We start from the raw sequence: 6,150 nt of genomic DNA on the forward strand, positions 1-6,150 counted from the left end.
GGCGCAGTTGTCCATGTTGGTGCAGTGATATCTTGAACATTAATTACTTTGGTACATGTTGATTCACAGCCATTGATATCTTTGATTACTACAGTTAACGTAAATGGCGCACTGCAAGTAGTACCAGTATTTACTAAAACGGTTTGTCCCGAAAGATTACCACTAATAGTAGCATTTCCTGAAATTGACCAGGTGTAATTGCTCATACCTGCAGGTGCTGAATAACTATTAGCTGTTGACGATGGACAAAGTGGACCATCAGATCCAGTAATCAAACATACTGGTAAAGGATTCACCGTAACTGTCACTGTAAAGGAACTTCCTGTACAGGTTCCTGATGTTGGAGTTACAGTATAGACTACATTTATCGGCGCATTGGTTGTATTGGTTAAGGTTCCGCTGATGTTAGCAGCATTGCTTCCTGCCGCGGTTCCTGTAATTCCAATTACGCTTGGGGCTGCCCAGCTATAAGTAGTACCAGTCGGAACTGTTCCGTTGGTTCCATTGGCCGGAGTAGTGGTAAAAGTGTCACCACTGCATATGCTGGTCGCCGTTATATTGTTCAGCGCAGGTTTCGGATTTACCGTAACTGTTACTGTAAAGGTACTTCCTGTACAGGTTCCTGATGTTGGGGTAACGGTGTAAACCACATTTATTGGCGCATTGGTTGTATTGGTTAAGGTTCCGCTGATGTTTGCAGCATTGCTTCCCGCTGCGGTTCCTGTAATTCCAATTACGCTTGGAGCAGCCCAGCTATAAGTAGTGCCAGTCGGAACTGTTCCGTTGGTTCCATTGGCCGGAGTAGTGGTAAAAGTGTCACCACTGCATATGCTGGTCGCCGTTATATTGTTCAGCGCAGGTTTCGGATTTACCGTAACTGTCACTGTAAAAGTGCTTCCTGTACAAGTTCCTGATGTCGGGGTAACGGTGTAAACCACATTTATCGGCGCATTGGTTGTATTGGTTAAGGTTCCGCTGATGTTAGCAGCATTGCTTCCCGCTGCGGTTCCTGTAATTCCAATTACACTTGGGGCTGCCCAGCTATAAGTAGTACCAGCCGGAACCGTTCCATTGGTTCCATTGGCCGGAGTAGCGGTAAAAGTGCTTCCGCTGCATATAGTAGAAGTCATTGCAGTTATTACCGGTGTCGTACAACATGCAGTTACAGTAATATTGTTAACTGTTTTAGTGTTTGGTATAACCTGATTTGTAGGGTCTGATACTGTTAAACTAGCAGAAAATGGACCAGCGGAAGAATAAGTCACAGTATATGGACCTATTGTTGTTAAACTAACCGGAGAAATTGTTGCGGCACCCGGAAATGACCAGCTATAATTAGTATTGGGTTCAACTCCTGTAGAAGTACTGGCGTAAACTACCTTTTGGAATGAGCCTCCATCACAACTTTTAGTAATCGAAAAATCGGCAAAAAGAGGTGTTTTTATAATTATCCCATTTGAATATGCACTACTGCATTTAGGAGGATTACAAGTAATCAGTGAAAGGCTTTGGGAAGGCGTAATAGCTTGTCCGTTTGTTTCCCATCCTAAGTAAATATTTTTTAACTCAAGGGATTGGCCTGCAGTATAGTTTGTAATTTGGGCCATTCGGTATTTGGACCCTGCTGTAATTATGCTTCCTCTAATTTTAATCGTTAACCTGTCTGTTACGGCACCAACAAAGTTAGTGTTATCGAAATTTTTTCGAACTCCGCCAACTAAATAGTCAAATTGAAACATCAAGTCGTATTTAGAACTATTGGAGGCAATAGTAACCCATATGTACAAACCGTTTACAGGATTTGAAACATAAGCTAAAGTGGCTACATTCCCAACGTTATCGCCTAAATAAACACTTCCAAAAGTAACATCCTGAGCATTACATTGTGAAAGAGAACAAGCTGGGGTCGTGGTTAATGAAGCATTAGTATTATCGAATGTAACATTGGTATTTTGTGAATAAGCAAATATTGTGGAAAGCATTAATAATAAAAAAGCCAGAAATGGAATTAAAGTAATTTTTTTCATAATCTTATTATTTAAATAAACTAGTAACTTATTTCTTGTTAAAATTTAAATAAGAAAAATTGAGATTTTAGTCTATTGCTAGACAACCTGAATATTTAAAAACTATTGATTCACCTAAGCTAACCCTCAGATTGGTTTGTGAATGACTGTATTGTGGTGCGGGACAGAACTAATAAGTCTGTATAAGTAGAGTACTTTTTGCTTTCATACTTTTTAGATTTAAAATTTATGAAATTTTTATTTTTTTAACACAATCAAAGATATGTATATGGTTTTTTATAACACTTTTTAATCTTTAAATAACTTAAATACTCGTTAAAAGGATGTTTTTATGATAAAATGAACCTTAAATTTCTTTATTGTTTCATTTTTGGAAGAAGAAATTGGAGTTATTGTTTTGTATCCGAATGTTTTATAAGCAGCTGTTCATAGTAATACTAATTTAATGAGTATACCTAAAACAGCCGCTGCTGCAACAATAATATAGGAGTTCCTGAATTTTCTTTATATAAAGCAACGTAAAAATTGTAATAATTGCCACTAGAGCCGTTGAAATGTCTATTATACTTCTTTTGGCTATCACCATTACAGATATGAGCCAGAGAAATTGTACAGCGCTTGTGAGATACAATTTATAGAGCGGGATTTTCATTCATGATTTGTAAATTAGAATGCAATTCCAAACTGAAAGCCTATTGTGAAAGAAGCGGGATGATTATTACCAAAGCGGATGGGCAGGGGGATTGCGGCAAAGTAGCTGCAATTGGTGCTTTTTATTATTGTTTTATTCAAAACAGGCGTAATGCCATATCTTCCGGAGGAATCAAAAGCAGCCCTTCCCGCAAAAGTATATCCGTGTCCTAAGGCTACCAGAACTCCGGGATGAAACAATAAGCTAGTTACTTTGCTGGTACCCTGATCGTCCTTTATATTGGGAACTATCTCAAAAGAAAATCCGATTTTCTCGTTTTTCCAGATATTGATTCCAGTTGGAAATCCTACAGCGTAGTAGTCTCTGAAATTTACTGCAGTTTCATCTTTATTTAAGGTTACCAGAGGATGCAGAATACCAAAATATCCTGTGATTTTAGGATATGTAGTCTGAGAAAAGCACGGAAGGCTAAATAGTAGTAGAATAGAAAGGAGCGGGAATCTTAAAAGCATCGATTTTGTTTTTATAAATTATAGAAACAAAATTACAAGCATTAAACTTCCCTAAATAGAATGCGTTTTACGTTTTGTATAGGGATTACTTTTTTTGGATTTTTTTTCTGTACGCCGACGGATTCTTTCCGGTTTGAAGTTTAAAAATTCTTGTAAAATGGCTTTGATCTGAAAATCCGGTTCGATAGGCAATCTCCGTCAAAGTATAGGTAGTATTCTCAATAAGATTTACCGCTTTTTCAATCCTTTGTTTTCTGACATAGTCCCCGAAATTTAAATCTTCAAAATATTTAGAAAATTCTCTCGACAGGTAGGATGGGTTCAAATCAAGTTCACCCGATATTTTCTTAAGGTCGAAAGTAAACTGTGCATCAATCTGGTCCTGAATAAGATTTTTGAGGTCTTTTACCCAGGATGGTGTTTTTCCGGCTGTTTTTTTGTCTTTAAGAAATTTATTGTAAACTTCGTGTAGCAGGTTCTCAAAGGGACTGTTCTCCAGATGTTTTTGTTTGTACAGATGTGAGGCCCAGCTGTAAAGTGCGTCATAGAGTACCATTCCGGTTTCAAGGAGTTTATAATCATCGGTAATATTATGCGAAAGTCCGGCAGACACCGCCCAGAGTCCGGCAGATTCTTTTGCAATTTCATGACGATCGGTATCAGCCCCCCGTACAATTCCTGCCATGATGGAAATAGCGGGATCCTCAATTTTATATTTTTTTACAATATAATCGAAAGTGCACTGCTCCTGATAATGTGTGAATTCAACATTTGGAATATCAAAAGGAACAGCATTTAATTCTTTTGCTTTGTCCAGAACCTGATCAAAAGGGACGTAAATAAATTCAGCCTCAGGATCCACAAAATTTCTAATAAGCCATGGGCATGCAATTCGGTCTATTTTTGGCCTTTCTCTGGTGATCCATTTCATAAATCAATTGTTTTTTAGAATGTGTGCTAAGGTACATTTTTTTATTATTTAAGTATCACGTAGTGAGAATGCACAGCGCTTGTGAAGTACACTTTGTAGAGCGGGGGTTAAGTATATATGTAAACTTTTTCAGGACGAGACAGGGGAATTTTATATTTTTATATATTCTCTGAAAATCAGGTAATTATACTCGATTTTGATTGAGTGGATTTTTTTATATTTACTAGATATTTCAAATGTTTTTTGTTAAACGGTTTACTAAAAAAAATAACTATTTAATAAACTTGAAAAATGACTATATCTGATTTAGAAAATCAACCTGATGCAAAATCATTTGTTCAAAGAAAGCTATTTCCAATAATAGTTATTGTGGAAATAATTGCGATTATTCTAAGTTTTTCTGATAGTTTAGTAAAATTGAATTTGGTAATTAATCAGAATTATTATTATGTAATTTTTTTAATTTGGGTATCATCTTCTATATTCCTATTTTACTCAACTTTCAAAAGAAAACAATACAAAATTATCTTGTTTGTTATTGTTACAATAATTTTTATTACTGCTATTTGTTATAAGTATTGGGAAGTAAATCTAAGAAAAACCAATCAGGCAAAAAATCCTAATACGGAATTAACTTTACTGTTTTTAGGCTTCTTTTCTACAAGCGCTTATGCTGCTTCACCACCGCCGACAACTACTTTCAAAATTGAAGAATTTTATTTAAACGATCAACTTTGTTCCTTTACAGATACCAAGCAATTTAAATTTGGTTTGGGTCCAAAAGAATATAGAACATTTAGTTACAATCAAGATGTTAATGTGGCTTTTAAAAAAGGGAACTGTACAGGTCTAGATGGAAATAAACCTTTAGGAAAAGTTTTGCCTTTATTGCAAAAAAGATTAGATGCTGTGAATCGAAATGATTTAAAGCAATATATAAAAACTGTCAATGATTTATCAAGAATCATTGCAACTAGAGGAGACATATTTGAACAAATAATGTTTACTGACCAAGACATAATAAAAATGAAAAAAAACGACCCAGAAAATTATTCTATTGTAAGAGACTGGTTAGTTAAATGTATAGGCGTGAAGAGTCCTGTTGTAAGCTTTGTTTTGAGAAACTTAAAAAAAAAGGATATTATTATTTCAAAAGTTGAATATGAAATTTTGGAGGTCGGGCAAGTTTTAGGCGGGGAAGGTGGTCCCTTATATCCAATAATTACTTATAATTATATTCTTAGACATTCTATTGGAAAGCAGGTGCAGGTTTTAAATCCGCCGTTTAAACTAGCATCAAATGCCTTAGATTCTTTCAACATCCGCTTAATACCAGCTTCAAAAACTCCAGGCCAAGCTTGGATTTTGAAAATAAAGATTTATGATACTGAAGGTAATTCACAAGTAACTGATGTTTTTCAAATTATAATGAGCAAATGAAACTTACTATTATTTTTTTGAGCTGTTTGTTAGTAAACATTAGTATTATTGCTCAAAAGAGCATAAAGAATGATATTTCTGAATTAAGAGAAAGTGGTGATGTCAGCGTTGTGAAATTCGATAATAAAGGTGATTATCTAGCTGTTGCTTATGATTTTGGGAGATTAGAAATATGGGATTTTCACAATAAAAAAATATTATGGCATGAGCAATTTGAAAAATCAATAATATCATTAGCATTCATTGATGATTTGAATCAGATTATAGTTACATTAAAAAACGCAGGAATTATTTATATAGACAAAACGACCGGGAAAATAAGCAAATCTTTTGTAATTGACTTTGGAGAAGAAGTGGAAGATAATTATGAAACAATTAATGAAGTTGATTATAATCCAATTTCTAAAATAATGGCTGTTTCTGGGAATATTGCTGATAGAGTTATACTATTAAATTTAGAAGTTCTATATAACAGCAAAGTTAATAGTAGTGATAGTATTTATATTGTTAAAACTAGGGGTTTTCACAGGAATTTTCCAAAACCAAAAGAAAATTCTTTAGTTACAACTCTTTCTAATGGGGTTAAAC

At 34.8% G+C, this 6,150-nt stretch carries 5 protein-coding genes; 2 read left to right on the top strand and 3 right to left on the bottom strand.

Annotated features, from left to right (window positions below; genetic code table 11):
* The 3 genes from B0A80_RS19370 to B0A80_RS19380 all read right to left on the bottom strand — a co-directional run.
* On the bottom strand, window positions 1–2,027 hold a 2,027-nt coding region (locus B0A80_RS19370), incomplete at its 3' end, for a PKD-like domain-containing protein (protein ID WP_317048199.1).
* A 666-nt stretch (window positions 2,028–2,693) separates the two neighbouring features.
* On the bottom strand, window positions 2,694–3,191 hold the full coding sequence (locus tag B0A80_RS19375; RefSeq protein WP_089078365.1) for a hypothetical protein: 498 nt from the start codon (window positions 3,189–3,191) through the stop codon (window positions 2,694–2,696).
* An 85-nt stretch (window positions 3,192–3,276) separates the two neighbouring features.
* Entirely contained in the window at window positions 3,277–4,122 is an 846-nt protein-coding gene (locus B0A80_RS19380) for a chromate resistance protein ChrB domain-containing protein (RefSeq protein ID WP_089078366.1), read from the bottom strand.
* A gap of 291 nt (window positions 4,123–4,413) precedes the next feature.
* Between B0A80_RS19380 and B0A80_RS19385 the strand changes: the two genes are divergently transcribed.
* The gene (locus B0A80_RS19385) at window positions 4,414–5,562 is read left to right on the top strand and encodes a hypothetical protein (protein ID WP_089078367.1); all 1,149 of its coding nucleotides are present in this window, start codon (window positions 4,414–4,416) and stop codon (window positions 5,560–5,562) included.
* Window positions 5,559–6,150 (top strand): WD40 repeat domain-containing protein (locus B0A80_RS19390; protein WP_133063723.1); only part of this gene is annotated, 592 nt, incomplete at its 3' end. The genes B0A80_RS19385 and B0A80_RS19390, both read left to right, overlap by 4 nt.

This window comes from Flavobacterium tructae (assembly GCF_002217475.1).
GTDB classification, from domain to species: Bacteria; Bacteroidota; Bacteroidia; order Flavobacteriales; family Flavobacteriaceae; genus Flavobacterium; species Flavobacterium tructae.